The following is a 24,275-nucleotide window of genomic DNA, read 5'->3' on the forward strand; positions in this document are numbered from 1 at the left end:
TAGCGAAAATCTTTCGCTGAGGATACCTATGGGCTCTTTACAAAAGCTCGTGAGGAGATGATTTCATCAATCATTTAATCCAATTCGCTTCCTCATTTCCTGATAATGTAATTACAGTATTTGAACCTATAAACTCTTTTTTTGTCTTGGTAACAAGCTTAAATTGCTTTTCTTTAAATACAGATGATAAATCAACAGCAAAATGCCTTGGTTTATTTGATAAGTTCTTTAATTTGAAGCCCTTTGCGGTAATTGTATAGCGTATATTGTATAACGGGTTTGTAAATTCAATAGTTCCGTAGCCATTAACTTTAGGTTTAATACTTAAGTCGGCATTTAAAGTATGTTGGAGGCCTAAATAATTATCTATAAGCACCGATGTGTAAACGCAAGGGTATTCATAATACATATCGGCGCCATGCCAGTCCTTATTATCAACATAGTACACATGGTTCATGTCATATCGTTCGCCCATATAATAAGAATCTTTAACGGCCTCGGCAGCTACCGTTTTAAGCTGATTATAAAGCATATCATTATTATTGAGCCATTTCCAATATGAAGCATCCCACCACCAGTAACGCCCGGCAGCACAAAGATCATAAGGGCCGCCATCGCCAATTTCGTTTTTGTCATAAGCCGCTACATCTGCCGATATGAAACTTGGAAACCTTTGAAACTCGGCCAGATTTGAATTAACCAGTTTTGCTACTGCTTTGGTTTGTGCGTCGGTTGTATATCCAAATATCACAGGCAATATGTTTGCCAGCAAATGGATATGATTGTGTTTTACCCCGCTCCTATCTACCCAATCAACAAACCGTTGTTCCTTTGCATCCCAAAAACCCTGTGGTAATGGCTGAACCAACTGCGCGGCTATTTTTTTTGAAATTCCGGCGTAGTAATCAGACTTATCCCCCCGGTTCAAAATCCCTTCCATCTGTGCCAACAACTTAAAAGTATAGGCAGCCAACGCGCCCGACATGGTTTCCCGGCCATCTTTCATTACCTGGTCTTCATAATATACGTCTGACCACACACGGCCGTACTGATCAGTGTTTGCAATGGTAAGTGCGGCAGCCTTTTCAAGATTTTCGATGTTCTTATTGAGCCAGACAGAATCCTTGGTAGCTTCAAAATAATGAAAAGCTTCTTCCTGAATTTCCATATTACCAGTTAACAAAAACATGTTGGCATTTACCTTATTGTTTTGGCTGTTCCTGCGAATGTGGTATTCGCGTTCGCCGCTGGGCTGAACGGAACAAGGATCCCGGAAGAGCCCTTCAGGATCATCCTGCATTAATTTAAACTGTAGCTCCATCATCCGTTTCACAACATCAATATCAAGGTCGGATGCAAAAGCAAGCCGTCCCTTTATTTGAAATTCATGATCAACATCGGGATAGGACCCGGCATAAGCTTTTGGGTTTAAAGTGCTGATGACGTATCCGCTTGCGTAGGGATAGTTTTTTGCTTTAGTTTTTTCTATTACCGATTGTAACATCGTTCCCCAGTAAAAACCTGCTAAAGTGTTCGCAAAAGCATCGCCACCTTGTATGTTGAGCGCATAGCGGTTGTTAAAACAATCACTATGCGGGCGGGCCTCGGCAGTATGCAACTCAAATTTTTTAGAATATACACTTACTTTTAATCTATCATTTTCTGTAATAACCGTAACGGAGTCGCTTCCTGATAATTTGATCAGATACGCATTATCTTTTGAAAGCGCATCCTGAGGCAGGACCCACAAATTTGTATTCGCGCTAATTTTACCAGAAGCATCATTTAAAGGAAGAACGTACCATTTATCATTTTCCCGGCTTACACCCACACAGGTATGGGTTTGAAAAGTAAGTTCAACCGGATTGTTACTATCCAGCACACTTAAAACGGAAAAGTCCTTAGTGGTTTTGGTATTAGCATTCTTGATATTTAGCAAAATGCCCGGAGACTTAATTTGAGCGCAGGCAACAATGCCATTTAACAAAAAAAGTACAATTAAAAGTTTTCTCATATAGGTTACAAATTGGGGGCATCGTAAAATTTCAGTATTATTTTAGGTTTTGCGCATGTATTGTATCGCACAGGTAGTTAATGTCAGTTTTACAGTTATTTTGCTTTGAAAAAAAAGAAGGCATAAGGTATTCTTTTACTCCTTATTGCCTTTCTACTTTAGGTTTATCCGGTAACGAATATAAATGTTTATTATCAAATCTGTCGTAAAACTTTTTTGTTAAGTCCATGAATCACAACGAGCCTAAGGGCGTAAAGCTATTGGTTGTTGCTCGTTTTTACGCCGCGTTCGAAATATACTTCACCAAACTCCTTTTAGCCACCGGCAGCAGCGTTTGTTCAAGCGGGAAAGTAATATCGCTGTGTACATAGTAAACAGCCGGGTTGGGCATAAATTTATTCCGGTTAATGAGGTTCAGTTTAATACTTTCGGGTGTGTTGACGATGCTTTGCTCGTAGGTGTCAACAAAAGCTATATTAATACCGCGGTATTTATCATTCTTCCCTTCAAAAATGGTGATCTGGTACTCATAGATCCGGTTGGTACTTTCCTTACCGTTATGTAACGAAAAGTAGCCATGATAAGGCATGAGGGGGATGATGCCTACCGGGTCAATATTTACGTGGCTTTCTACAAAATCGTAAATATCCCTGCCGGTTTTTATAGCCGGGTCCATTTTGCCGAGGGCATAAGTAATAATGTGTTCTATCTCCTGCATGCTTTGATCATCCATAATGATCTTTTGATAGGTGAGTTTTACCGCATCAATATCAGCCTGGGTTAAGCGCTGCGGAAAGGCCTGCTGCAACAGCGATTTGTTCTTTTTAAAATCGATGAGGTTATTATAGTGAAATATCAGGTCGGCCAGGTTTGGGTATAACCGGCTGTTATCAAAGTGGCTGTTAATTTCCTGGAGGTAGCTTAACAGGATATATTTTTTGTATTCAAAGTCAATATGACCTTCAATAAACCAGTTTGCGCCTAATTGTCTCATTTTTCCGCCTCCTTTTGATAGCTTAAATTAAACAAAAAACACCAACTTTGCAATATGCCCTATGGAACCCTATATTTAATTCCCGTACCACTGGCCGATGACGCGGCCGCAAAATCATTTACGCCCTACCTTGTTGATACCATAAACAGTATCAAAGAATACATCGTGGAAAATGAAAAAACCGCACGCCGCTTTTTAAAAGAGGCAGGACTAAAAACTCCGCAAAGTGAGCTTGTGATCCACGACTATGGTAAACATAACCGTGAAACGGGGAATGCCGAATTTTTTAAAGGCCTGCAGGCAGGTAATGATGTTGGACTGATGAGCGAAGCCGGCTGTCCCGGTGTAGCCGATCCCGGTGCCGAAATTGTGGATAAGGCCCACCGCATGGGTATTAAAGTTGTGCCTTTAGTTGGCCCAAGTTCTATTTTGCTGGCGTTGATGGCTTCTGGATTTAGCGGCCAAAGCTTTGCTTTTCATGGCTACCTGCCTATTGATAAACTACTTCGTGCTAAAAAGATTAAAGAGCTGGAAAATACGGCCATAAAGCTTGATCAAACGCAAATGTTTATTGAAACCCCTTTCCGTAATAACCCTATGCTGGAGGAGATATTGAAAACCGGCAATCCCAAAACCAAGCTCTGCATAGCCTGCGACCTTACCGCCGCTACCGAATTTGTACAAACTAAAACCATTGCCGATTGGCAAAAGAAAGTTCCGGAATTACATAAACGTCCAACCATCTTTTTACTTTATCACAGCAATAAATGACCATAAGCCAGCAGCATACCCAGGTAGTAATAGTAGGTGCCGGGCCATCAGGTTTGATGATGGCCGCCCAGCTTTTACGCTATGGTGTGCAGCCGGTAATTATCGATAGCAAACAGGGCCCAACCTCGCACTCAAAGGCGCTTGCTGTTCAGTCGCGGTCTATGGAGATTTACCGGCAGATGGGCGTTATTGATAAGGTGCTCAGTGACGGTAAACGGGGCGGCGGCGTACAGTTTAACCAGGAGGGCGAAGAAGTTGCCGGTCTTTCGCTTGCTAATGTTGGCGAAACACAAACGGCCTTTCCTTTTATCCAAATGTATCCGCAAAGCAAAAACGAGCGGCTTTTGCTGGATTTCATTACCCTCAACTGCTGCCCGGTATACTGGAATACTTCGCTGCTGTCACTAAGCCAGGACACTAATAAAGCAAGCCTGCAACTGCAAAGCGGCGAGGACAAACAAACCATAACTTGTGATTGGCTTGTCGCGGCCGATGGTGCACATAGCACGGTGAGGAAGCAGTTGAACATCCCATTTAATGGCGATACCTACCAGCACCAGTTTTATTTGGCCGATATAAAAATAGAAGCTGATTTTGGCGATAAGGTTAACCTGTTCCTTTCAAAAAAAGGTTTCGCAGGCTTTTTCCCCATGCCCGATGAACGAAGTTATCGTGTAGTAGGGAACCTGCCCAATGAGTTTGATAAAAAAGACGAACTTCAAATTGAAGAAGTATTACCTCACTTGCGGGATGTTACCAAACAACAGATCATTGTTGAACATACCAATTGGTTCACCACCTATCGCCTGCACCACCGTATGGCCGATAAATTCAGGGAGCAGCGTTGCTTTTTAATTGGCGATGCCGCGCATATCCATTCGCCGGTTGGCGGGCAGGGCATGAACACCGGTTTACAGGATGCCTATAACCTGGCCTGGAAAATAGCAGGCGTGGTTAACGATCAGCTTAAAGTATCGGTTTTAGATAGCTACGCACAGGAAAGGATGCCTGTAGCCAAAGACCTCCTCAACACCACCGACCGCATTTTTAAAATGATCCTGTCGCGCAACTGGTTCATTAATTTATTGAAGAAATATTTGCTGCCCGTTGTTTTAAAATGGGTATGGAGTAAGCCCAATCTGCGTGAAGCCTTTTTTAAACGGGTATCTCAAACCGGCATAGGCTATCGGCACAGCACAATAAACCTTAACTTAAGCCACGCCAGCCAGATCAAAGCAGGCGACAGGCTGCCGTACCTCAAAGTGTTCGACGAAAAAAGGCAGCTGGAAACCGACCTGCATGAATGGTGCAGTAAGCCGGGTTTCACCCTCATCTGTTTAGGCAAACTCAAAGAGCTCGACCTGTTTACCGTAGCCAAATGGATCACCCAAAACTACGGAGCCAGCCTCAACTTTTTTTACCTGCCCCCATCAGCAAAAAACCAACATATCTTTGATGCTTTCGCCATCAAGGAAAATCAAAAGAAAGCACTTATAATCCGCCCGGATATGCACATCGGCTTTTTAAATGATGTGGTGGATATTGATATGATGGATAATTATTTGTTGAATGTGGTGGGGCTGAAGTCCATAGTCGATGGTCCATAGTCCATAGATTTAAGCTCCCTTAATTTGCAATTAAGCATGGATTGCCATGGACTATCGACCATTGTCCATCGACCTACCTAACCACCATCACCCAGCCGCTAATTACATTCCCATTTTTTAAATCTATTACATAATAGTATGTTCCCGATGGGATGTCCTGTCCGCTGTATCTGCCGTCCCAGGCTTTGGGGTAGCCGGTGCTTTTAAACACCAGCTCGCCGTAGCGGTTAAATACTTGTGTAGTTGAGGTTGGGTAGGTATCAAGTGCCTCAATGGCCCAGGTATCATTAACCCCATCCCCATTAGGTGTAAAGGTATTGGGGATCACCACTTTTTTATAAACGCGCACAAATACCTGGTCGGTAGCTTCATCGCCGCAGCCTGAATTTGATACTGCATGCAGGGTATAGGTGATATCTTCCATTGGCGAAGCCGTGGGCTTAAGTTCAAGACTGCTGCTCAGGTTATCGGTCGGTGTCCAGTAATAGCTTACATTGGTTCCTTGGGTGCTGCCATTAAGGGTGGTTGTTTGTCCCTGGGTAATGTACCTGTCGGGCCCAGCGTTGGCTACGGGCTTTTTAAGTACATTAACCTGTACCGTAGCTGTTGATGTACAGGTGCCATTGCTTACTGTTACTGTATACAATGTGGTATCTGTAGGGCTGGCGACAGGATTGGCAATGTTAGCATCTGAAAGGCCTGTAGTTGGCGACCATGAATACGTTGAACCTCCCCTGGCATTTAAGGTAATCGAACTTCCCTCACATATTGGCTCAACAGCATCAACTGCTGCAACAGGCTGTGCATTCACCACAACAGTCACTGGTACTACTACCTCGCATCCTGACGATGATTTAACCGTAACAGAATAAATACCGGCCGCGGCCGCGGTTACATTGCTGATGGTTGGGCTTTGAATTGCTGATATAAACCCATTTGGCCCCGTCCATTGATAGCTCACCCCGGTTGATGCACTTAACGATAATGTTGTCCCCGCGCAAACCGGTGTATTAGCCGTTGCTGTTGATGAAGGCGGCGCGCCAACCGTAAGTGTAAGCACATTGGATGCCGACCGGCAAAGCGCCGAATTGATATTACCAGCCTGGGCAGTTACTGCGCGATAATAGTAAGTACCAGCTACCGTTGGCGATGTGATCTGGTAACTTGAACTGGTGCTGTTTGCCCCGGTCAAATCTGTCCAGGCGCCGTTCCCATTTTTGTACTGCCATAAAACGGTATATCCGCTGGGGATAGTAGTGCTGAGCGTATAGGTTTGCGGAATATCCGAACAAGCCGATGCCGTGATAGTTGAACTTGAACTGCTGAAGCTTGCCGCAATCACCGGCCCGTAAGGCCGGAAAACGATATCATCAATGGCAAGGTCGTTTGCGGGAGCCCCGCCGGCGCTGTTATTGATCATTTTGATAACTACATCGCCAACACCTGCCGGCAGTGTAAAATTAAACGACTTCTGTATCCACTGATAATTACTGCTGGTACGGGCAATGGTACCGCTAGTAAAACTTTGAATAGTTGTTCCGTCGGTTTTTTCGATAGCGAAGGTGATATTTGGCGGGCTGATGTCATTGCTTCTCAGCAAATTTACTACCCAGGCCGAAAACTGGTAAGTAGTATTGGAGCATAAACCGGTAATGGTGCGTTTATAAAAATAATCGGTTTTGGACACGCTGGCATTTACCACCATCATATACCCGCCGGTGTTGCCCGTATGGTCTGTAGCCGACCACCATACATCGCCGGCACCCGCAGTAGTATTTTCAATAGTGTATGAACCATCGCCCGGAAAATCATTACTGCTATAGGTATAGCTCGTTGAACCAGAATCGGCAGGCAAGGCACCCGAATGGGTTGAAGTCCCTGAACCAAAGGTGATACTCACTACGGGGTCGCCGAGGCTTTGCGCATTTGCTTTGCGAGCTAATAAAATAAGAAAAAAGCTGATTAAGGGGAGTAACTTTTTTGCTTCCAACGGAATACTGTTTTAAAAAAGCGCCTGTATGTAACTATTAACATACAGACGCTACTATCGCAACTATTATGAAAAGGGGTATTATATAAACCGTTTATGGGGTTATAATTGGTTTATGCCGTAAATATGCGGGCGCGGGTAGTTTTCATCAATAATGTATCGATGAATAGGAGTTTTGTATAGGTGAATGTAATTTGGAGAAATTAACGCTACTTCTGTTTAGACCAGTTGCGTGCAAAATTGTTATAGGTTTCACTTACCGGCAACTCTACTTCAGTAAGCTGCACCTTACGGTTCTGGATAGACCGGATCTTGTTAACAGGTATAATATAGCTGCGGTGGATACGCTGAAACTTAGTTGGAGGCAGTTTTTCCAATACTTTTTTCATCGGCATCAGTGTAAGGATGGTTTTATCATTGGTGATATGGATCTTGATATAATCCTCCATGCTTTCAATGTACTCGATAGTATTCAGGTCTATTTTAACCATGCGGTATTCGGAATATACATATAGGCTTTCTTCAGTCTCTTCGGCAGCGGGCTTGTTTTTGTATTTGTAGTAATCAACGGCTTTTTCAACAGCTTTGGTAAAGCGATTAATATCTATCGGTTTTAAAATATAATCAAGCGCTTCCAATTCAAAACCCTCAAATGCAAAGTTTTTATAGGCGGTTGTGAATATCACTATGGGTTTCACCTGAAGGGAGCGTACAAGATCTATCCCCGTAATATCGGGCATGTTGATATCAATAAAAAGCAGATCTATCGGGGTATTCTTTAAAAACTCGGCGCCGGATATGGCATCTTCAAAAGTATTAACCATTTGAAGCGCCGGAAAGCGTGATACATAGTCACTTATCAGCCTTAAGGCAAGCGGTTCGTCATCAATGGCTATACATTTGAGCACCATAATTTAAGCTTGTAAAGTAAGTTGTACAATATACTCATTATTCAGGCTGCTGATGTTTAACAAATACTTGCCAGGGTATAAATGCTCAAGGCGCTGCTTTGTGTTTTTTATGCCGATGCCCGTGCGTTGATACTCGCTGTTTTTTACATCAAAGATCCTGTTTTTGCAGTAAAAGGAAATATTGAGCTCGTGAATATCAATCCTGATACCTATATCAGATGGTTCATGTTTGCTCACCCCATACTTAAAAACATTTTCGATAAAGGTCATTATTACCAGCGGAGCTATTTTTTTTCTGCCGGGATCTCCTTCAACCTCAAAATTAATTGTCGTGTTATTGCCGATGCGAAGGCGCTGCAGTTCGATATAATCGCTGATACAACCAATTTCGCTTTGCAGCGGTACAAAATCTTCAGTAACATCATCGGTAACATAGCGCATAATGTTCGAGAGCTTCATGATGCTATCGGCGGCGTTATCATCTTTGAGTGCGGCAAGTGTATAGATATTATTAAGCGTATTGAACAGGAAATGCGGGTTGATCTGCGCTTTAAGGAACGACAGTTCGGCGTCGGTTTTATCGGCTTCAGCGCGGGCGGCGCGCTGCTCGGTAAGCTGCCATTGCTGCACCGTTTTTATAGCCATACTTAGCGCCATGACCATCAGAAAAATAAACAGACTGGTGCTGTCAAGCGGATTCATAGGTTTGCGCAGACGCCTGAAATCGTTTTTTTGCCCCAATGAATCGGGATGGAAATTTGGAGGCCGTTCAAATTTACGCAGGGTATCTGAACGTGGCCCTCCAGGCCTATGATCACCAAAGCGGGGCAGGTCAAAAGGCGGCGGTCCCGACATCGCTATCCCGTTTCCCGTTCTCAGGTCCTCGGTACTGCCCAGCAATTTATCAAACGGACGGAGTAAGTAAACACTTCCTAATAAAACAACACAAATAATACTGTAGATCAAATACTTCTTTTTTAAAAAGAACTGTGGAATAAACAGGTAAGCATTGCTGTAAAAGAGGGCGATATAAGTGGTGCAAAACACCCAGTAAGCAGGCTTTTGCAAAAAAGAGGTAATAGAAGTATCGTATAATGACCTGCTATTTAAAAAAACCAGCGGAAAGGCCATGAAGAGTAACCAGCCGGCAATATGTATAACAACCGAAAATACCTTAAAACGCGACATTATGTAAAATAACGCATTATGTTACAGCAATAAAAAAAGTAGCGGTAATTTCAAGATGTTTATGAAAGAATCGTGCTTGTGAGGCAGGAAGCAATCCCCAATGAGCAGAGCCGCCCTGTACAGTCCGCGATTGCTTCGTGATTTGCAATGACGGCTCACTTATTTGCTTTTAACCCCTACTTTGTACTTCTGACTCAAACTTACCCATGAATAGTTTCGCCTTTGCCATAGTTTTGGATCACCTGGGCTTCATATTCCAGGAATTGTTTCCATCGGGCTTCAACATCAATTTCTTCGGCATATTTTTTTGCCAGGCGAATGAACATAGAGTAGTGGGTAGCCTCACTAACCATCAGCTCATGGTAAAAGGCAGCCAGTTGGTCATCGTTGATATTTTCGGACAGTACCTTGAAACGTTCACAACTGCGGGCTTCTATCATCGCCGAAAATAAGAGCCTGTCAATAAGCTGTGCTTCGCGGCCGCCGCCAATGATAATAAATTTCCTAAGCTCGTTGACATAATTATCCTTGCGCTCGCGGCCAAGGATATAACCACGCTCAAGGATAATATCGTGTACGCGTTTAAAATGATCCATTTCTTCCTGTACCAGCAGGGCCATTTCCTGTACCAGTTCGCTCAGGTTTGGATTTTGTACAATAAGGGTAATAGCATTACTGGCAGCTTTTTGTTCACAAAAAGCATGATCGGTCAAAATTTCTTCAATATTGCTTTCCACCACGTTCTTAACCCAAAGCGGATCGGTTGGTAACTGAAGTTTTAAAATGGTTTTCTCGCTCACAGTACAAAGATAGTTGATAGAGGTGAAAGGTTAAAGGCGAAAGGTAAGGTGTTTGTTGTGGGACAAATAACAAAGGCCATCTTTTGATGATGGCCCTTATGTTCTGTTTCGATACTACTGTTCTATCTTTTTAAGCTTGATATCAAATATCACTATGGAGTTGGGAGGTACCTGGCTGGTACCATATACGCCATAAGCTAACCGCGAAGGGACAATAAGCAAGATTTCTCCGCCAGCGGCAATCATCGGGATGCCTATCTGCCAGCCGGTTAGCAACACATTAAGTTTATTGCTGTAATCGGTTTGTCCATTTATAGTCACCCCGCTAAGCAATTGCCCCGAATAATCGATGGTTACCGTTGCCTTTGGTCCGGCGTGAGTGCCCGTTCCCGGGGCAATAACCTGGTAATAAAGCCCTGAAGTATCTTTTGTGGCGCTGATTTCGGAATGGGCCGCAAGGTAGTTTTTGATATTGCCATCCTCATTCAAAACATCCTGCTTCGGATCGGCCGCTTTATCTTTAAAACATGCCGACAGCACCAATAGCGGCGCAAACAATAATAGCAACAGTCTTTTTCTCATTCGGGTTATGGTAATTAGCTAAAACTAAGCAGATCAATTGTAAATACCAAAACCGAATTTTTGGGAATCGAGCCCGTTGAGGTATTGCCGTACCCTTCTCTTGAGGGGATTACCAAAATAATACGGCCGCCTGTTTTAACGTACGGCAGGCCTGATTGCCAACCAGGAATAAGCCTCTGCAGGCTTTGGTTGATAGTACCAGAATCAAACGTAGTTCCATTCAACAGCTTGCCAGTGTAGGTTACTTTAACTGTTGATGTTGCGGTTGGTTTTGCTCCGGTTCCCTGGTTTATTATTTTGTAATAAACACCTGAATTATCACTTGTGGCATGGTAGGCAGTATCGGTGCCAATGTAAGTTTTAATAGCAGTGTCATCTGCAGCTGCCTGTTTTGCCGCATCGAACTTATCTTTTGAGCATGAGACGAGGATCACCAATGGGGCGAATACGAATAATAGAAATTTCTTCATTTAGTTAATAGTTCTGTTTAATTAGTTTGACGGGCAAAAGCTACAGAACGCTACAATAATTGAACTTATTTCAGCGGTGTTAGTTAAATTCTGTTAAATCTACAGAGAAAACCAATACAGAATTTTCGGGTATGGGGCCCGGGCCATTTGTACCATAAGCCAGGCCCGATGGTACGATAAGTAAAATGCTGCCGCCTTCTTTAACCAATGGGATACCTATTTGCCAGCCTTTAATCAGGTGATCAAGAGGGCTCGAATAACCGTTGCCCTTATCAACCACCATATCATTCAACAAAGCGGCGGTGTAGTTTACTGTAACCATTGAGTTGTCTTTTGGGTGATCGCCCCTACCTTCGGATAAAATCTGGTAATAAATGCCGGAGGGATGTTTTTGCATTTTAAGCTGCGGATTGGCTTTCAGGTAAACGCGAATGAGTGAATCGTCTGTTTTAGCTTGTTTAGCCTGGTTTAACTTTACTGACTTATCACATGACATCATCAATGTAATGACAACCGCACTTAGTAATAAAATGTATTTTTTCATGATGAGTATCCAAATAAAAGCCCCCTTTAAAGTAAAGGAGGCTCAGTTTATGTTTTGGGTTTATTAAACCGTTGTTTTAATTTTCAGCTCGGTCATTTGCGCCTCAGCAATGGTTGATGGTGAATCGATCATTACATCGCGGCCCGAGTTGTTTTTAGGGAAGGCGATCACATCGCGGATTGAATCCAGGCCGGCAAATATCGATGCCAGGCGGTCGAACCCGAAGGCGATACCACCATGCGGAGGAGCGCCATATTCAAAGGCATCCATTAAAAAGCCAAATTGCTTTTGTGCCTCTTCTGGCGAGAAACCAAGATGCTTGAACATCAGCGCCTGCAAGCTGCGGTCATGGATCCGGATTGAGCCGCCGCCGATTTCAGTACCATTTATTACCAAATCATAAGCATTGGCGCGTACAGATCCCGGTTCAGTATCCAGTAGGGCAATATCCTCCGGCTTTGGTGAGGTGAACGGGTGGTGCATAGCGTGATAACGGCCGCTTTCCTCATCCCACTCCAATAACGGGAAGTCAACAACCCAGAGTGGTGCAAAGGTATTTTTATCGCGCAGGCCTAAACGGTTACCCATTTCCAAACGCAGTTCATTCAATTGCTTGCGCACCTTATCTGCACCTCCGGCCAGGATCAGCATCAAATCGCCTTTTTCGGCGTTGAAAGCGGCTGCCCAGTTGGTCAGTTCGTCTTCGCTGTAAAATTTATCAACTGATGATTTCAGCGTGCCATCCTCGTTGTAACGGCAGTAAATCATACCGGTTACACCAATTTGCGGGCGTTTTAACCATTCGGTCAATTCATCAACTTGCTTGCGGGTATAGCTTGCACAGCCTTTGGCATTGATACCTACAACAAGCTCAGCATTATCAAAAATACCAAAACCTTTGCCTTTAACAATATCGTTCAGCTCAACAAACTCCATCCCAAAACGCAGATCGGGTTTGTCTGATCCGTATAAACGCATAGCGTCTGAATACAGCATGCGCGGCAGTTCAACCAGGTCAATGCCTTTTACGGTTTTGAACAGGTGGCGGGTAAGGCCTTCAAATATATTCAGGATATCTTCCTGGCTCACAAATGAAAGTTCACAGTCAATCTGGGTAAACTCAGGCTGGCGATCGGCACGTAAATCTTCGTCCCTGAAACATTTTACTATCTGGAAGTAACGGTCAAAACCGCTTACCATCAGCAATTGCTTAAAAGTTTGCGGTGATTGCGGCAGGGCGTAAAACTCGCCTGCGTTCATGCGGCTTGGCACCACAAAGTCACGCGCACCTTCCGGCGTCGATTTGATCAGGACCGGGGTTTCTACTTCGATAAAGTCAAGCTTATCTAAATATTTACGCACTTCCTGCGCCATTTTGTGGCGAAGAACCAGGTTGTTGCGGATAGGGTTACGGCGAAGGTCGAGGTAACGGTATTTGGCGCGAAGCTCCTCGCCGCCATCGGTTTCATCTTCAATCAGGAACGGTGGCAGCTTGGCCGCGTTAAGCACTTCAATATCGGTAACGGCAATCTCTATTTCGCCGGTCGGGATCTTGGTGTTTTTGCTGGCACGCTCAATTACATTACCGGTAACTTTGATCACAAACTCGCGACCAAGCCCGCGGCTTTTTTCGCGCAGGGAGGCATCGCTATCTGTGTTAAATATCAATTGGGTTAAACCATAACGGTCGCGCACATCAATAAAAGTGGTACCGCCCAAATCGCGCGATTTTTGTACCCAACCGCATAAAGTAACGGTTTGGCCTAAATGGCTGATATTTAATTCGCCGCAGGTATGAGTTCTAAGCATAACAATGTTTATATAAAAGTTTGCAAAAGTACATTTTTGAGGTGAAAGCCGAAAGGTAAAAGCAGAAAGGCTGGAAAAACTACTTTAATTATGCGCCAATAAATAGACCGCAGCGGCCCAGGCATTGCATATTATATTAAAGTAACTTGTAAATGCCTGTCAAACCTTATTTGTTTTAGTAAACAAACTCAACGTTTTTAAACTCAGTATCGGCTTTTCGATAAAATGCCATGATAAAGCAGCTACAACTAAAGCTAATGGAAATGTACAAATAAAATGCACAAACGGATTTAATAACCCTGCTTTTGATACCATTAATTGCTGGATGGGGAATGCATAAATGTAAAGCCCGTATGAATAATCACCCAGTTTATGAAAGCTTTTAACCTGCAATTTAGGATGGTAGGCAAAAAACAAAATACCATAAACAAGCAATACATAAAATGCATAAACAACCAGCCGCGGATAAAAAAATACAGGGATCTTAAAATTCGACAAGATAAGCCATACAGCAAATAAACCCAGTAGTATGGGCAGGCATAACACCATTTTATTACTTAATAAATAGCAAACTGCACCAAGTAAAAATATAGTCGCAAACGAGTGCACAAAGATCATATAATCGGCCGAGTAATGCATGTCTTTAAAGTAGAGGCCAACAATAAACAATGCCGGAAGCGTCATTATAAGGGTTTTGAAATATCTTTTCCAGATAAGCAGTAATACACCGCAAAGCAATACGCCCAAATACATCAGCAGCTCGGCCGGCAGTGTCCACATAGGGCTGTTTACACTGCCCGGATATGGGTTTTGCTCAAATGTAGCAGGCAGATAGTTTGAATAACTATGTAAAGTGGTGAGCTGATAAATAAATGCATAAACCGTTTTATTGGAAAAATAATCTTTTAAAGACAGGGTTGTGCAAATTGGCCCGATAATAAGGGCGCAAAAAATGGCTGTGCCAAATAAGCCTGGGAAAATCCGTAAAAAACGTGCCCATACAAAGCCGTTAAGTGTAGGTTGCCTCAACATGCTTTTAGTTATCAGGAAACCGCTTATCGCAAAAAAAACATCAACACCAAACCCGCCTAAATCAAACTTCTGCATAACGTGTGCGTACGGACCAGCAGAATAAGTACCTGTTAACAAAAACGAGTGGGAAAACACTACGAAGGTAGCAGCGATAAACCTGAGCAGATCAAAATTGTTTTTCCTTCCTAAGTCTAATTGCTGTAATGTTAAGGCCATTTGGTAACAAAGTTAAAAATAATCTTTGCCCGGCATTCGGCATCATAACTTATATTCAGGGAACTTTAATTTTAGGTGCTTTAACTTAAGTGCCGGCGATTCGATAAAATACCAGGAAGATATTGCCAGTATTAGCGCCAGCGGGAATGATAGCGTAAAATGTAACAATGGTTTTAAACCAGGGAGTTTAAAAATCAGCATTTGCTGTATGGGGAAAGCATAAATGTAAAGCCCATATGAAAAATCGCCTAATTTATGAAAGTTGTTTACTTGTAGCTGAGGATGATATACAAAAATTAAGATGCCGTATACCAGGGTAACATCTAAAAAGTATTCTTTAAACAGCGACTGAAAATGAAACAAGGTGCCCAATACAAGTACCATGATTATAAAGAGCGGGATGTTCAATAATATTTTACTCCGTAATAAATAACTGAGCATGCCCAATAAAAACAATGCCGCCCATGAATAAAAGTGTCCTTCATACCATGGGGGAAGAGGGATGAACCCCCTGCACAAAATAAATACAGCCAGCAATACAGGTACTGATATGAATATCTTTTTAAACTGTTTTTTCCATACTAATAACAGAACGCCAATAATTAACACCAATATATACATCATTAATTCTGCCTGTAATGTCCAGATTGGGCTATTTACTAAATTAGGGAATGGATTGCTTAAAAACACACCAGGTAAGTAGTTATTGAACATATGTAAGGTGGTAAGTAGCCAAACAAAATTATATGCTTTGCCGGAAGCGAAATATTCATGCACAGACAAAGTAGTACAGACAGGGCCAATAACAAATGCACAAAACAATGATGTTGCCAGCAGCCCCGGAAATATGCGGAGAAAACGCGCCCATACGAAACTGCTTAAAGATGATTGCCTGAACATACTTTTAGTTATCAGGTAGCCACTTATCGTAAAAAATATTCTTACGCCCAAGTTCCCCAGATCCAAAAAATTCCCTGTCAGCCTCACCAGGGGTTCTCTGTGAAAATTACCGGTAATCAAATAAGAATGTGAGAATATTACCAGGGTAGCAGCGATAAATCTGAGCAGATCAAAATTGTTATTCCGTCCAGTATCTAATTGTTTTACATTGAACATTATAACAAAACTATAAATAATACGCTTATTGCTTTTAATTCTCCTAATAAAGCTGTTCAATTTATAAAAATTCCTAATTCTCAAATCAAATCCTATCTTTGCCTCAATATAATTCTCAAGGGGTGCCTTGCTTTGGTTGCAAAACAAACTGCAGATTGTTTTACCAAACTGAAAGACAGGCTGAGATCATACCCAGGGGAGAGAGTTGATAAGTACAAAGTTTTAAGCTCTAAGTCAATCAAGACTTCAGACTCAAGACTTCCAACTGAAGACTTCCCCCACACCTGATCCGGATAATGCCGGCGGAGGGATAAAGGTAAATAAGTTAAGTGTACTGCCGTTTTACCCTGGCGTGCAGATGGTTTAACTCAATTTTTGTTTTACAACATTTTGAAAAATTTATTCGTGGCTGTTATGGCCTTGCTGCTGCCTGTCATGGCATCGGCCCAACTTTCTATTTCAGGGAAAGTGACCAATCAATCCGGCGAAGCACTGCCAGGCGCAACTATTACTATTTTAAATCCACAGTTAAGCACTATTACTGATGCCACCGGCAAATACAGCTTCAGCGATCTAAAAAAAGGCAATTACACTGTTAAAGCCAGCTATATCGGTTATCAGCCGTTAATCAAAAGTGTAACGCTTTCTGCAAATCAAACAATCAATTTTTTATTGGGCGGCAGTACTTTAACTGCAGATGAGGTTACTGTGACTGCAACCCGTGCAGGCAAAAACTCGCCTACAGCTTTCACCAATCTCAGTAAGAAAGATCTCGAAAAAAACAACTTCGGCCAGGACCTGCCTTATCTGCTCAACCAAACCCCATCGGTAGTGATCAACTCTGATGCAGGTACCGGCATCGGCTATACAGGTATCCGGATCCGTGGATCTGACGCATCGCGCATTAACGTAACTGTTAATGGTATTCCATTAAATGACGCAGAAAGCCAGGGTTCATACTTTGTTGACTTGCCCGACTTCGCTTCATCTATCAATACCCTCCAAATCCAACGCGGCGTAGGTACTTCAACCAACGGTGCGGGCGCATTCGGCGGCAGCATCAACGTGCAAACTGCAACCCGCAGGGATACAGCGTATGCCCAGCTTGATAATTCGGCAGGTTCATATGGTTCATTAAAAAACACGGTAAGTATGGGCACCGGCCTGCTTGGCGGCAGGTTTAGTGTTGACGGCCGCTTATCACGCATCCGCTCTGATGGGTATATTGCCCGCGCATCATCCCGCCTGAAATCATTTTTTGTAAGCGGCGCTTATTATGGTGATAACAGTACGTTGAGGCTAAATGTATTCTCGGGCCATGAGCGCACCTACCAGGCCTGGAATGGCGTGGCCGACTATGTTATAGGTGATGACAGCCGCCCGGATAACCGCACGTATAATGAGCTGGGTGATATGGGGAATGGCGCATTTTACAAAGACCAGGTTGACGATTACCTGCAAAACCACTACCAACTGTTGTATGATAAAAAATTCTCGGATAAACTATCATTCAGCGGTGCTTTGCACTATACCCATGGCGAAGGTTACTACGAAGAATACAGGAAAAATGATGCTGTGAGCAACTACGGTTTAAAGCCGGTTATTTATGGCACCGATACCATAGCCAACACTAACCTGGTTCGTCGCCTATGGCTTAATAATGATTTTTATGGCGTTACCTATGCTTTAAAATATCAGCCCACTACAAAATTGAACCTGAACCTGGGTGGTGCTTACAATCAATATAAAGGTGCACATTACGGCAATATCATCTCCAGCGAAGAAAGCATCGGTGTTGGCCCTAATTATGAGTATTATCGCGATAACGCCAAAAAGAATGATTTCAACATTTTTGGCCGGGCCGAATGGCATGTAGATAAATTTTTGCTGTATGCCGATATGCAGTACCGGCATATTTATTACTCGTTTTATGGTATCGACAAAAACCTGAACAATGCCCAGCAAACAGCGGAGTTAAACTTCTTTAACCCTAAAGCCGGCATTACCTACCAGTTTAATGAGCATAGCAATGTGTATGCCTCATTCGCAGTAGGTAACCATGAGCCTAACCGTGATGATTACGTGGACTCGCCTCCGCAAAACCGTCCCAAGTCAGAAAACCTGAAAGACTTTGAGGCAGGTTACCGTTTCAGCTCCTCTATTTTCAGCGGAGAGTTGAATGGCTTTTATATGTTGTATAAAAATCAATTGGTATTAACCGGTTCGCTGAATGATGTAGGCAGCCCGGTACGTACCAATGTTAAGGATAGCTACCGTGCAGGTTTGGAGTTTAGCGGAAAAGTGAAAATTACCAATCAGTTAAACTGGAGTGTTACTGCTACGCTCAGCACCAATAAGATCAAAAACTATCAACAGTTTTTCTCCAATTATGACAACGGCGCGCTGGTTCAGGAAACATTTGCCAAAACTGATATCGCCTATTCGCCGTCGCTCACCGGTTCAAGTGTGATCAGCTACAGCCCGATAAAAGGCGGGGAAATTGCCTTCATCAGCAAATACGTAGGTAAGCAATACCTTGATAATACCATGAACCGCAATCCCGAAGGCTTTGGCATAGCACCAGATAATGCCGCTAATCCTTATGCTGCCAACCGCCAGTTGAACAGCTTTTTTGTGAATGATGTAAGGCTCAGGTACAGCTTTAGCGTTCGGTCGGTTAAAAACATAACTGTTGGCCTGCAGGTTAATAATATCTTCAGCGAGAAATATGAGAACAATGGTGCTACCTATCCGGATATTGAGGGCGGTCACCTGGTAAACTATAATTACTTTTTTCCGCAGGCGCCGCGAAACTTTATGGCTTCGCTAAGCTTAGGATTTTAAATGAGCACTAATTTTATATCGACACTAATTTTTCGAATTGAAACGAATTTCCCGAATTAAAAATTGGATATACAACACTTAATACAGCTGTTCATTGAACAAATAAAGGAAACTACCTGGCTGCAATGGCTTGCCGTTGCGCTGGGCGTTACCGAAGTATTACTGGCCCGTGTAAATAACATATGGCTGTACCCGGCAGGAATCCTGGGTACGGCCATATCCATATACCTGCTAATGGACGTGCACCTGTATGCCGAATCGGTACTGAATGGCTACTATGTGGTTATGAGCGTTTACGGCTGGATCTATTGGGTAAAAAAACGCGACGAGCCCCCGGTAAAAGTTACCTACTCTACCAAAAACGAATGGGTTATAAGTTTGGCGATAAGCATTGTGGGCTGGGTGGTGTTCTATTACATGATCAAAAACCTGCCTGCCAAATATTTCACCCCATCCAATGTACCAGGCTGGGATGCTTTGGTATCCTCAACCGCCTGGGCAGGTATGTGGCTGCTGGCTCGTCGCAAAATGGAGAACTGGATCTTTTTAAACATCTCCAACTTTTTTGCGGTACCGCTGCTGTTTTACAAAAAGCTGCCTATGTTTGGCATGCTTACCATCTTCCTGTTTATAGTAGCTATATGGGGATATTTTGAGTGGAAGAAACAGGTAGAGACAGAGAGATTAGTGGTTAAAGATTAGCGGTTAGGAAAATATTCAGTACTATATATCTTGTTGTATCAGGTGTTCAACTTTAAAAGTATGAACACCTGATAATTTTTCAGAAATAATAAATATTGATAATCAATAACTTACAAATACACCAAAACGTTCATTATGCCGGAATGAATAAATGTGCATTGATAATCAGTGCTTTAAAAAATTCGGTTCAAAAGGCTGAACACCCGTTTTTTAAAAGTTGAACACTGACAAATTACTGTCAGCATCTTTTGTTATTCCGCGTGTAAATTTGGCAGCGCCTATTACGCTTTCAGCCTTTTGCTTTCGGCTTTAAGCTAAAAAATAATTTATTTCATGCATCCATCACAAAACTTAAAACCCGAATGGGTTGATATCATCCGCAACGCAGCACCCGAAGCCGAACAGGCAGGCAAACTGCAGCCCGGTCAGCTGGAGCTTATTTATGAGCAGGGCTGGTTTAAATTTTTGGTACCACAAGCTTATTCCGGTCTGCAACTGGCTTTGCCGCAAATGGTGCGGCTGGAAGAAAGCCTGGCCTGGGCCAATGGCAGCCTGGGTTGGGTAGTAACCCTATGTAGCGGAGCAGGCTGGTTTGGCGGTTTCCTTGATGCTGGGTTGGCAGCCGAGATCATGGCCGATCCGCAATTGTGCCTGGCCGGCAGTGGCGCATCAACAGGTACAGCTACCATTAATGGGGATGGTTACATTATTAATGGAACCTGGAAATACGCCAGCGGTGCGCATCATGCAACACACATCACCGCAAACTGCATCATTAAAAATGGAGAACAAACTGTTTTGAATGATGAGGGTGATCCGCTGATACTACCTTTTATTTTCGACAAAAAAGATGTGCGTATTTTTTCGGCCTGGAAATATGTTGGGATGATGGCCACCGGGAGCGACGCCTATGAGGTAAAAGACCTGTATGTTGATAAAAACCGCTGTTTTAAGATCGACCCGCAATACACCGTTGTAAACGAGTCTTTGTACCGCTACCCCTTTCTACAATTAGCAGAGGCAACGTTAGCGGCCAACCTTTCGGGCTTAGCTGTTCATTTTCTTGACCTCTGTATACCGGCGTTTGATGACCGGATGAAAAACCCACGTTTAACCGAAGCACAAAAAGGATATATCAAACAGTTACTGGCCGATCAAACTATTTTACTTAATGAAGTTCGCGCTGAGTTTTACGAGGCTGTTGATAACTCATGGAATAACTTTGAATCAGCTGATAATAACGGCTTACAGGGAGTAAGTGCGATGAGCCGTAAGCTGGCCAAAGTTTCGCGGGACAGCGTAGATAAACTTTATACCCATTGTGGATTATCGGCTGCAAATCCAGATACAGAGATCAACCAGGTTTGGCGGGATATCCATACTGCCGGACAGCATTCACTGTTAACATTTGAATTGTAAGAGAACAATATCTGCAGATTGCTTAAAGATATTCGCTTAACTCGTTTCTTAAAATAGCTATCAGTTCAGGGTCATTGAACTGGTAGTTATCTTCAATATCAAGCACAATCAGCTGCCTCCCATTTATGCTGAAGCGTTGCTTCAGTATTTCCTTATGCTTCTGTTCCATCACAAAGATAACATCGGCACGGTCAATCATTTTTTGATTTACCCTAACCCGCGCTTTATCACTTGTACCTGCCGAAGAAGCTTTATGCACAGGATGGTTCCTGAATAAAGCCTCGGCCGTAGGGCTGCGCCATTGGTTTTTGCTACAGATGAAAAGAAGGTTGGGCATAGGTAGAATTAGTTAAACATAAAAAACCATGTTATTGCGAGGCACGAAGCAATCGCACGGAAGTGTGGCCGCTCTGTATAGCATGCGATTGCCACGTCGCGCCCAAGGCTCATTGCCGTGATGCTCCTTACAGCAATGACATATTTTGTTTGGCATTGGCCTAAACTTGACGTTCACTCAGGGTCCTTAACGTCCCATCAGGGTCTCTCGCAGAAGCCCCAGATGTATACGCCATGCATAATTTCATTCCAGTAAAACACATCTTTCGCCTTTTACCTTTATCCTTTCACCTCAAATTAAACCTTCACAAACTTCTTTACCGTTTCGGTCACATGCGCCAAATGATGGTTGCTGTGCCAGGCATATGTAGCAAGGCCTTTTTTAAGTGATATCGTTTCGCCCGAAGCCGGATGTACAAATGTACGTGCCCATTCGTTTTCAGTGAAACTTTCAAACAAGGCCACAAAATGCTGATGGATACCTTCCAGCATTTTTAATGATGGCTCAACCGGCAGGCGGTAATCGGGCAGCAGGGCCCAGTCGGCCTCTTCATATGGTTTTATGGTTGGGGTATTTTCGGTTAGGGCAAGCTTAAAACGGGTGATGGAATTCATGTGGCTATCGGCTAAATGATGAATCACCTGGCGCAGTGTCCAGCCACCGGTACGGTATGGAGTGTCCAACTCCTGGTAATTAAGACCGGCAATTGCATGACGCAGCTTCCCCGGCAGGGTGGCAATATCTTCTATCCAGCCGCGCATATCTTCGGTAGTGTACGAAGCCGGGGGGGCAAACTTCCCGATAGGGTATTTCATTTCTTCGTCTGTCATCATAACTGTTAAAAAATTTAAATTAGTTATTATTTTATAGTACCACAAGCTTTTGACTTATTTTAGCGTTCTGTAGATTGTTAATTTAACTGATGATAAAAAAGTTACTGGCCGTACTTTTTGTTTTTAACTGTACGCTCTCCTTTGCACAAACCATTAAAACCGACATATTAGTAATAGGCGGAGGCGCAAGCGGAACAGCGGCAGCGATACAGGGTGCGCGAAGCAAACTAAAAACCATGCTGGTTGAACAAGGCCCCTGGCTGGGCGGCAGCATGACATCGGGCGGGATGTGCGTTATTGACGGAAACCGCAATTTACCAACAGGCATCTGGGGCGAATTCAGGCGCAGGGTACGGGATTTTTACAGCAAAACACCCGGATATGATACTGCTTACAACGCAGCCTTAAGATTTGAACCCTATACCGGCGCAGCCATCCTCAAAAAAATAACCGATACAGTAAAAAATCTCACTGTAAAATTAAACACTCCATTTGCAGGCATTAAAAAAGATGGTACAGGCTGGGATGTAAGCATTTCCATCGACGGAAAAACAACCATCATAAAAGCTAAAGTAGTAATTGACGCCACCGAAACCGGCGATGTAGCTGCCAAAGCAGGCGAAACCTATGTTTACGGCTTCGAGAGTAAAAAACAAACTACCGAGGCCCTTGCACCTGATAATGAATCGGCACAACTACAGGACCTTACCTGGATAGCCATTTTGAAAGATTTTGGCACTTCGGCCGATAAAACTATTCCCAGGCCCGAAGGATATGATGCAGCCGCATACGCCTGCCTTAAAGGGAAGAACATCAAAAAAATGCTTGATGATGGCAGGCTGCCCAATGATAAATACATGATCAAATGGGCCGAATGCGGGAACCAGTTCCCCGTTACCGCAGATAATTTAAAACCCGAAAACCGGGAGGCTTTTTATGCCAAAGCCCGCCTGCATACTTTAGGTTTGATATACTATTTGCAAACCGAACTGGGCTACAAAAACCTGGGGTTAGACGAAGGTTTTATTACGCCCGATCACTTACCATATATCCCGTATTTGCGCGAGGCCGGTCGCGCGACAAAGGGTTTGGTAAGGATGATGCTGGATGATCTATACAAACCGTACGACCGGGAATCAAAACTTTACCGCACAGCCATTGCTGTTGGCGATGCCTCTCCGGGCCAGCACTATACCGATGCAAGTGCTCCAAAAGTTAATTATCCACCTTTCCCTGCTTATGGAGTGCCGCTGGGTGCCATTGTACTGAAAGACCTGGATAATTTACTGGTAACGGAAAAAGCCATGTCGGTAACGCACCTGGTAAATGCCAGCACTATGTACCCATCGGTACAAATGGCTATTGGGCAGGGAGCCGGGGCAACTGCCGCTTTCTGCGCTTTTTTTAAAACTACAACGCAAAACTTAAATGTGCGCATAATCCAGGGCGAACTGCTCGACTTTAAAGCATGGGTCATACCTTTTACCGACGTAAAACCAACCGACCCGTATTTTAGGGCTATCCAGCAGATAGGGGTTTCCGGATTATTAAAAGGGGTACAAAAAACAGAGGGGAACACCGCCCGGTTGCTGTTTCAGCCCGATTCATTAGTAGCCACTGCCGAAATAAAACCAACGCTGGAAGAAACCTATACCCGTGGCTTTTTATGGTTCAATAAAGAAAAACCAGGCCCGGTATTTACGGTTAGTAACCTGTTGTCATTTATCAGCGAAACCACCCTAACCGATCCGCACACACTGGAAATTGCTATGCAGAAGGCATGGAAGGAGCAATATAAGTTTGCATCTCCTTTTGATATGAAACGCCCCGTAACCCGCCGCGAATTTGCCATATTGGCCAACAGGTTTTTTAACCCTTTTGCCCGCTCGGTGGATATTGCGGGGAGGATGGTGAATTAATGATAGAAGTGTCATTGCGAGCGCAGCGTGGCAATCGCACGGAAGCAAATCCGCCCTGTATAGCACGCGATTGCTTCGTCGTTCCTACCCTGACATAATTAAATTCCGTCATGTTGAACTTGTTTCAACACCCCACTCGCTAAGCCACATGCTAAGCAAATCGCTACCTTTCTTGTG

General features: G+C 43.5%; 20 protein-coding genes. 6 read left to right on the plus strand and 14 right to left on the minus strand.

What is annotated here, in order from left to right; all coding sequences use genetic code 11:
* Positions 1 to 70: 70 nt before the first annotated feature.
* Both AC1DUD_RS26980 and AC1DUD_RS26985 read right to left on the minus strand, forming a co-directional pair.
* The gene (locus AC1DUD_RS26980; protein ID WP_477380312.1) at positions 71 to 2,014 is read right to left on the minus strand and encodes a hypothetical protein; all 1,944 of its coding nucleotides are present in this window, start codon (positions 2,012 to 2,014) and stop codon (positions 71 to 73) included.
* Positions 2,015 to 2,291: 277 nt separating this feature from the next.
* Positions 2,292 to 3,008: a hypothetical protein gene (locus tag AC1DUD_RS26985; RefSeq protein ID WP_477380314.1), complete on the minus strand. Its 717-nt coding sequence runs from the start codon at positions 3,006 to 3,008 to the stop codon at positions 2,292 to 2,294.
* Positions 3,009 to 3,062: 54 nt separating this feature from the next.
* Between AC1DUD_RS26985 and AC1DUD_RS26990 the strand changes: the two genes are divergently transcribed.
* On the plus strand, positions 3,063 to 3,779 hold the full coding sequence (locus AC1DUD_RS26990; protein WP_477380316.1) for an SAM-dependent methyltransferase: 717 nt from the start codon (positions 3,063 to 3,065) through the stop codon (positions 3,777 to 3,779).
* Positions 3,776 to 5,386 (plus strand): FAD-dependent oxidoreductase, encoded by a 1,611-nt coding sequence (locus AC1DUD_RS26995; RefSeq protein WP_477380318.1) that lies wholly within the window; start codon positions 3,776 to 3,778, stop codon positions 5,384 to 5,386. Before AC1DUD_RS26990 ends, AC1DUD_RS26995 begins: the two co-directional genes overlap by 4 nt.
* Before the next feature lie 73 nt (positions 5,387 to 5,459).
* On the opposite strand, the gene AC1DUD_RS27000 is transcribed toward AC1DUD_RS26995, so the two are convergent.
* From AC1DUD_RS27000 to AC1DUD_RS27045, 10 genes are all read right to left on the minus strand, one after another.
* The gene (locus tag AC1DUD_RS27000; protein ID WP_477380321.1) at positions 5,460 to 7,376 is read right to left on the minus strand and encodes a gliding motility-associated C-terminal domain-containing protein; all 1,917 of its coding nucleotides are present in this window, start codon (positions 7,374 to 7,376) and stop codon (positions 5,460 to 5,462) included.
* Positions 7,377 to 7,585: 209 nt separating this feature from the next.
* A complete protein-coding gene (locus AC1DUD_RS27005) occupies positions 7,586 to 8,287 on the minus strand; it encodes a LytR/AlgR family response regulator transcription factor (protein ID WP_477380323.1) in 702 nt (233 codons plus the stop codon).
* A 3-nt stretch (positions 8,288 to 8,290) separates the two neighbouring features.
* Positions 8,291 to 9,475, minus strand: a complete 1,185-nt coding sequence (locus AC1DUD_RS27010; RefSeq protein WP_477380325.1) for a sensor histidine kinase — start codon at positions 9,473 to 9,475, stop codon at positions 8,291 to 8,293.
* 200 nt (positions 9,476 to 9,675) lie between these two features.
* Positions 9,676 to 10,275 (minus strand): MiaE family protein, encoded by a 600-nt coding sequence (locus AC1DUD_RS27015; RefSeq protein ID WP_477380327.1) that lies wholly within the window; start codon positions 10,273 to 10,275, stop codon positions 9,676 to 9,678.
* Between the two features lie 114 nt (positions 10,276 to 10,389).
* Positions 10,390 to 10,857 (minus strand): FKBP-type peptidyl-prolyl cis-trans isomerase, encoded by a 468-nt coding sequence (locus tag AC1DUD_RS27020; RefSeq protein WP_477380329.1) that lies wholly within the window; start codon positions 10,855 to 10,857, stop codon positions 10,390 to 10,392.
* A 14-nt stretch (positions 10,858 to 10,871) separates the two neighbouring features.
* Complete coding sequence (locus tag AC1DUD_RS27025; protein ID WP_477380331.1) at positions 10,872 to 11,327, minus strand: FKBP-type peptidyl-prolyl cis-trans isomerase; 456 nt, start codon at positions 11,325 to 11,327, stop codon at positions 10,872 to 10,874.
* A gap of 79 nt (positions 11,328 to 11,406) precedes the next feature.
* Positions 11,407 to 11,871, minus strand: coding sequence for an FKBP-type peptidyl-prolyl cis-trans isomerase (locus AC1DUD_RS27030; RefSeq protein ID WP_477380333.1), 465 nt, complete (start codon positions 11,869 to 11,871; stop codon positions 11,407 to 11,409).
* Positions 11,872 to 11,934: 63 nt separating this feature from the next.
* Entirely contained in the window at positions 11,935 to 13,680 is a 1,746-nt protein-coding gene (gene aspS / locus AC1DUD_RS27035) for an aspartate--tRNA ligase (protein WP_477380335.1), read from the minus strand.
* 159 nt (positions 13,681 to 13,839) lie between these two features.
* Positions 13,840 to 14,928 carry an acyltransferase family protein gene (locus AC1DUD_RS27040; protein WP_477380337.1) on the minus strand — a complete coding sequence of 363 codons (1,089 nt, stop codon included), beginning with the start codon at positions 14,926 to 14,928 and terminating at the stop codon, positions 13,840 to 13,842.
* Positions 14,929 to 14,970: 42 nt separating this feature from the next.
* Positions 14,971 to 16,044 carry an acyltransferase family protein gene (locus tag AC1DUD_RS27045; protein WP_477380339.1) on the minus strand — a complete coding sequence of 358 codons (1,074 nt, stop codon included), beginning with the start codon at positions 16,042 to 16,044 and terminating at the stop codon, positions 14,971 to 14,973.
* A 390-nt stretch (positions 16,045 to 16,434) separates the two neighbouring features.
* On the opposite strand from AC1DUD_RS27045, the gene AC1DUD_RS27050 reads away from it, so the two are divergent.
* From AC1DUD_RS27050 to AC1DUD_RS27060, 3 genes are all read left to right on the plus strand, one after another.
* Positions 16,435 to 18,888: a TonB-dependent receptor gene (locus AC1DUD_RS27050; RefSeq protein WP_477380341.1), complete on the plus strand. Its 2,454-nt coding sequence runs from the start codon at positions 16,435 to 16,437 to the stop codon at positions 18,886 to 18,888.
* Between the two features lie 63 nt (positions 18,889 to 18,951).
* On the plus strand, positions 18,952 to 19,590 hold the full coding sequence (gene pnuC / locus AC1DUD_RS27055; RefSeq protein ID WP_477380343.1) for a nicotinamide riboside transporter PnuC: 639 nt from the start codon (positions 18,952 to 18,954) through the stop codon (positions 19,588 to 19,590).
* Positions 19,591 to 19,923: 333 nt separating this feature from the next.
* Entirely contained in the window at positions 19,924 to 21,009 is a 1,086-nt protein-coding gene (locus AC1DUD_RS27060) for an acyl-CoA dehydrogenase family protein (RefSeq protein ID WP_477380345.1), read from the plus strand.
* A gap of 22 nt (positions 21,010 to 21,031) precedes the next feature.
* Here AC1DUD_RS27060 and AC1DUD_RS27065 read toward each other — a convergent pair whose 3' ends face one another.
* Together AC1DUD_RS27065 and AC1DUD_RS27070 are read right to left on the minus strand one after the other, a co-directional pair.
* Entirely contained in the window at positions 21,032 to 21,346 is a 315-nt protein-coding gene (locus AC1DUD_RS27065; RefSeq protein ID WP_477380347.1) for a low molecular weight protein tyrosine phosphatase family protein, read from the minus strand.
* Positions 21,347 to 21,642: 296 nt separating this feature from the next.
* Positions 21,643 to 22,179 (minus strand): YfiT family bacillithiol transferase, encoded by a 537-nt coding sequence (locus AC1DUD_RS27070; RefSeq protein WP_477380349.1) that lies wholly within the window; start codon positions 22,177 to 22,179, stop codon positions 21,643 to 21,645.
* Between the two features lie 89 nt (positions 22,180 to 22,268).
* Here AC1DUD_RS27070 and AC1DUD_RS27075 point away from each other — a divergent pair, with 89 nt between their 5' ends.
* A complete protein-coding gene (locus AC1DUD_RS27075; RefSeq protein ID WP_477380351.1) occupies positions 22,269 to 24,098 on the plus strand; it encodes an FAD-dependent oxidoreductase in 1,830 nt (609 codons plus the stop codon).
* Positions 24,099 to 24,275 lie beyond the last annotated feature (177 nt).

It is taken from the genome of Mucilaginibacter sp. P4_A11, assembly GCF_056402535.1.

Excerpts from the sequence above, each read along its gene's own strand:
- AC1DUD_RS26980 (WP_477380312.1), bottom strand. The coding sequence starts at position 2,014 with ATGAGAAAACTTTTAATTGTACTTTTTTTGTTAAATGGCATTGTTGCC.
- AC1DUD_RS26985 (WP_477380314.1), bottom strand. The coding sequence starts at position 3,008 with ATGAGACAATTAGGCGCAAACTGGTTTATTGAAGGTCATATTGACTTT.
- AC1DUD_RS26990 (WP_477380316.1), top strand. The coding sequence starts at position 3,063 with ATGCCCTATGGAACCCTATATTTAATTCCCGTACCACTGGCCGATGAC.
- AC1DUD_RS26995 (WP_477380318.1), top strand. The coding sequence starts at position 3,776 with ATGACCATAAGCCAGCAGCATACCCAGGTAGTAATAGTAGGTGCCGGG.
- AC1DUD_RS27005 (WP_477380323.1), bottom strand. The coding sequence starts at position 8,287 with ATGGTGCTCAAATGTATAGCCATTGATGACGAACCGCTTGCCTTAAGG.
- AC1DUD_RS27010 (WP_477380325.1), bottom strand. The coding sequence starts at position 9,475 with ATGTCGCGTTTTAAGGTATTTTCGGTTGTTATACATATTGCCGGCTGG.
- AC1DUD_RS27020 (WP_477380329.1), bottom strand. The coding sequence starts at position 10,857 with ATGAGAAAAAGACTGTTGCTATTATTGTTTGCGCCGCTATTGGTGCTG.
- AC1DUD_RS27025 (WP_477380331.1), bottom strand. The coding sequence starts at position 11,327 with ATGAAGAAATTTCTATTATTCGTATTCGCCCCATTGGTGATCCTCGTC.
- AC1DUD_RS27030 (WP_477380333.1), bottom strand. The coding sequence starts at position 11,871 with ATGAAAAAATACATTTTATTACTAAGTGCGGTTGTCATTACATTGATG.
- aspS (WP_477380335.1), bottom strand. The coding sequence starts at position 13,680 with ATGCTTAGAACTCATACCTGCGGCGAATTAAATATCAGCCATTTAGGC.
- AC1DUD_RS27040 (WP_477380337.1), bottom strand. The coding sequence starts at position 14,928 with ATGGCCTTAACATTACAGCAATTAGACTTAGGAAGGAAAAACAATTTT.
- AC1DUD_RS27045 (WP_477380339.1), bottom strand. The coding sequence starts at position 16,044 with ATGTTCAATGTAAAACAATTAGATACTGGACGGAATAACAATTTTGAT.
- AC1DUD_RS27060 (WP_477380345.1), top strand. The coding sequence starts at position 19,924 with ATGCATCCATCACAAAACTTAAAACCCGAATGGGTTGATATCATCCGC.
- AC1DUD_RS27065 (WP_477380347.1), bottom strand. The coding sequence starts at position 21,346 with ATGCCCAACCTTCTTTTCATCTGTAGCAAAAACCAATGGCGCAGCCCT.
- AC1DUD_RS27070 (WP_477380349.1), bottom strand. The coding sequence starts at position 22,179 with ATGATGACAGACGAAGAAATGAAATACCCTATCGGGAAGTTTGCCCCC.
- AC1DUD_RS27075 (WP_477380351.1), top strand. The coding sequence starts at position 22,269 with ATGATAAAAAAGTTACTGGCCGTACTTTTTGTTTTTAACTGTACGCTC.